A 3,696-nucleotide genomic window follows, 5' to 3' on the forward strand; every position below is an offset into this window, starting at 1 on the left:
TTAAGACGGTGGCTGAGATTGAGTTTCGACATGGGATTTTAAATATTAAGATAACAATTTACTAGGCAGTCTTAATCGTCTCTCGCCAATATGTCAACTCGATGAATCAAACAAGCTTTACATAATTTTTACTTTTTTCAAAGGAATTTGATTTTTATCAAAAATTTATAGCTAATGTCACAAAGAAGACATATCGCTTAATTACATTTATTTTTTTACATTTTTAATTGCGTCTATTCGCAACCCTGTAGAAACTTTAAGGACTTGTAGTGCGTATTCGTTTTGACAAAATTTCTACTGCTTTGATGGGCACCAGTGTGGCCGTCCTGACCAGCCTGCCAGGCTTGGCATCGGCGCAAGAGGTGGCCGTTGTCACCAACCCCTACGGCATTCAAGCCCTGTGGGCGGAGGGCGACATGATTGCCAAGAGCACCTTGCTGATTTTGGTGGCTATGAGCATGGCGAGCTGGTACATGATCGTAACCAAACTCCTGGCGCAGTCCCGGGCCAGCAAACAGACCCAAGCCGTGCAAGACAACTTTTGGTCGGGTGGCTCCATCCGCGCCAGCGCGGATCTGCTCGACCCGCAAAGCCCCTACCGTTTTATTGCAGAAAAAGGCCTTGAGGGCGCCAGCAAACACGATGGTTTGTTGGGCGCCATTGACTTCAATACCTGGGTCACCATGAGCATTCAGCGGGCCATGGCCAATGTGCAAAGTCGCATGCAGGATGGCCTGGCTTTACTCGCCACCGTGGGCTCGACGGCGCCGTTTGTCGGCTTGTTTGGCACCGTCTGGGGCATCTACCATGCGCTGGTCAAAATTGGCATGTCGGGCCAGGCCAGCATCGACAAAGTGGCCGGCCCGGTGGGCGAGGCTTTGATCATGACCGCCATCGGACTCGCTGTGGCGGTGCCTGCGGTGTTGGGCTACAACTGGCTGGTGCGACGCAACAAATTGACGATGGAAGTCGTGCAGGCTTTTGGCAACGATTTGCATGCCGTGCTGTTGGCCACGGCCAACAAGGCCTGACGCTTGCGACACCAAACCTGCACGGAATAATTTATGTCCATCAGTCTTGGATCTGGCGAGGGCGAGGACGCTATCTTGAGCCAGATCAACACCACGCCTCTGGTGGATGTGATGCTGGTTTTGCTCATCATCTTCCTGATCACCATTCCGGTTGCTACCAGTTCCATCCCCGTCAGCTTGCCCAAACAACGGGTGCAAGAGCGCGTGGCAAAACCCGAAAACGTCATCATCTCGGTAGACAAGGCCGGGCACATTTTCTGGCATGACACGCCAGTTGCCAATATGCAGGCGCTGGTGGACCGGCTTAAAGTAGTTTCGGTCACTCGCCCGCAACCAGAAGTGCAAATCAACGGCGACCAGGCGGCGCGCTATGAAAGCGTGGGCCAGATCATGGCCGCCTGCCAACGCGCCGGCATTGCCAAAGTCTCTTTTATTACCGAACCCCCGGCCCCCGGCGGTTGATTCGCGCGCCAGCCGCGTAGAGGAATTTTTTTATGGCCATGACCAGCAACGCTGACCTTAACGTAGATGACCCCGAGGTGATGATGGACATCAACACCACACCGCTGATTGACGTGATGCTGGTTTTGTTGGTGATGCTCATCATCACCATTCCGGTTCAGTTGCACGCCGTTAATCTGGACTTACCAGTGGGCCGCCCGCCGGTGAGCGCGGTGGTACCGGACAAGATTCAAATCGACATCAACCCGCAAAGCGAGCTGTTCTGGCAAGGTCTGCCGGTGACGATTGCGCAGCTGGAGGTCAATATGGCAGAGGCCGCGCATCAAGCGACGCAAGCTGAAGTTCATGTGCGGCCGGACAAAAATGCCCAGTACGCTGTTTTTGCCAGTGTTCTGGCCGCCTCGCGCCGCCACGGCCTGACCCGCATGGCCGTGGTGGGCAGCGAGCAGTTTTTACCCTGAACTCGCCATGATCCAGAACAATTACACGCTTCAGTCCTCGGCCCATCCTTACCGGGGCATCGCCATTGTGGTCGTGCTCCATCTCTTTTTGGGCTGGGCACTGGTTTCCGGTACCGCGAGCAAGGGTTTGACGCTCTTGATGAAACCGCTCGAAGCGGTGCTGATTCAAGAGGTGGCGATTGCACCACCTCCTCCGCCTCCACCCAAAACGAGCAAACCGCTGGTCTCAAAACTTGAAGCGCCGCCTCCTTTTGTACCGCAGTCTGAAGTGGCGCCACCCGTCACTGCGCTAGCCCAGATCGTATCGATGCCCACGCCACCAGCAGTGGCAGCGCCCATTTCGCCGACACCACCGCCCGCACCGCCCGCCGTGGTGGCAGTGCGCTCTGATATAGCGACCGTTTGCCCGACACAAATTGCCCCCGAGATGCCGAGAAAAGCGATCCTGGACGGCACGCAAGGCGTCATCAAAGCGCAAGCAACGATTCAGGATGGGATTGTTCGGGCCGTCGTAATCTTGTCAGGACCGCGAATTTTTCATGAAGCGGTTAGAAATGCCATGTTGCACTACAAGTGCACTAGCGGAACTGCAGAAGTTGTCGCGAGCCAGGACTTTAATTTCACCTTTCAGTAATTCCTCACTGGTTTCAAACCTAGTTCTGCACGTGGTGGCAAGGGCCTGTCGCAACCCAGCGGCTACACCGAGCCGGGGTTGCTGCTACTGCACTTCTTTAGTGTTGACGCGATGGACTAATTTCCAGTTTTCTATCAACAGGGGATAAAGCGTGTTCAATCTTTACGCGTAAAGTTTCAAATGATATTGGTTTAACTATGTAGCCGTACGCACCTAGTGAAAGTGCTTCCTTAAGAACATCCCGACTAGAGTCAGCACTCATGAAAATAACTCTTGTTTTGCGAAATTCCACCGTGAGATGATCACGCAATCGATGCACAAACTCGATTCCCCCCATCGGCTCCATATGAATATCAGTCAAAACTACATCTGGCCAGAAGCTACCCATCAGTTGTAATGCAACAGTACCATCAGCGCACTCCTTTACCTTCCGAACGCCCATTCGAGTGAGCGCTAAAACTATAAATTCTCTCATCGCATCATCATCCTCGACAACCAGAATGCGCGCGTTGACGACATCTATGTGATTTGTTTGCATTAGTCATTCTCATTGGCTAGCGCCAGATTGACTTGAGTTAACGGTCGCAAGAGTCAGGTGGATGGGTGTGTAGCGAAATCAAAGTTCGCTCCGCATTCAAGCATGGAGTGCAGTAAAGGTGGGGCGCCGAAGAAACAAAGCGATGAGGCACTTGCAACCTCGTTTGATGATGTAGATCACGATCTCAACGTCAATCGACCCGCCACTGGGGGTGCGCGCTATTTGCTTCTTCCAGGCATCCAAGGCATGGTTCATGCCCACATAAGCCAGGTTGTAGCCGGGGGTTTCTTGTGAAAAAGGCAGGCCAGGCAACACATCAGAGACGTTCTGCCCCACCAGTGACTCCGGTTGACGCCCCAGTAAATCCGTGGCAGCCAGGTTGCACTCGGCGATGCAGCCATTGATATCCATCACCATGGCGGCCTTGCGGTCTGAGGGCGGCATCAGTTTTGGGTCATGCAATAACTTGCTGTCAAAGAGAATGGGGGAAGAGATCGTATTCATCCTGTTCACCTGCGGGTTTGGGCTGTGAATCGGTGGCACCAGGGGCTCTGGCGTCAGAGGTCCTAG

At 53.4% G+C, this 3,696-nt stretch carries 6 protein-coding genes; 4 read left to right on the plus strand and 2 right to left on the minus strand.

Features of this window, described 5'->3' with window-relative positions:
• Positions 1 to 305: 305 nt before the first annotated feature.
• From WCG50_RS18135 to WCG50_RS18150, 4 genes are read left to right on the plus strand one after another with little or no spacing between them, the layout of a single operon-like run.
• Positions 306 to 1,031 carry a MotA/TolQ/ExbB proton channel family protein gene (locus tag WCG50_RS18135; protein ID WP_336901004.1) on the plus strand — a complete coding sequence of 242 codons (726 nt, stop codon included), beginning with the start codon at positions 306 to 308 and terminating at the stop codon, positions 1,029 to 1,031.
• Positions 1,032 to 1,064: 33 nt separating this feature from the next.
• Positions 1,065 to 1,493: a biopolymer transporter ExbD gene (locus WCG50_RS18140; protein WP_336900999.1), complete on the plus strand. Its 429-nt coding sequence runs from the start codon at positions 1,065 to 1,067 to the stop codon at positions 1,491 to 1,493.
• Between the two features lie 32 nt (positions 1,494 to 1,525).
• Positions 1,526 to 1,954: a biopolymer transporter ExbD gene (locus WCG50_RS18145; protein ID WP_336901000.1), complete on the plus strand. Its 429-nt coding sequence runs from the start codon at positions 1,526 to 1,528 to the stop codon at positions 1,952 to 1,954.
• A 7-nt stretch (positions 1,955 to 1,961) separates the two neighbouring features.
• Complete coding sequence (locus tag WCG50_RS18150; protein ID WP_336901001.1) at positions 1,962 to 2,588, plus strand: energy transducer TonB; 627 nt, start codon at positions 1,962 to 1,964, stop codon at positions 2,586 to 2,588.
• 97 nt (positions 2,589 to 2,685) lie between these two features.
• Here the strand turns inward: WCG50_RS18150 and WCG50_RS18155 are convergent, their stop codons facing one another.
• Positions 2,686 to 3,126: a response regulator gene (locus tag WCG50_RS18155; RefSeq protein WP_336901002.1), complete on the minus strand. Its 441-nt coding sequence runs from the start codon at positions 3,124 to 3,126 to the stop codon at positions 2,686 to 2,688.
• 96 nt (positions 3,127 to 3,222) lie between these two features.
• Positions 3,223 to 3,630 carry a PAS domain-containing protein gene (locus WCG50_RS18160; RefSeq protein WP_336901003.1) on the minus strand — a complete coding sequence of 136 codons (408 nt, stop codon included), beginning with the start codon at positions 3,628 to 3,630 and terminating at the stop codon, positions 3,223 to 3,225.
• Positions 3,631 to 3,696: the final 66 nt, after the last annotated feature.

It is taken from the genome of Rhodoferax sp. (assembly GCF_037143375.1).
Classification (GTDB): Bacteria; Pseudomonadota; Gammaproteobacteria; order Burkholderiales; family Burkholderiaceae_C; genus Rhodoferax.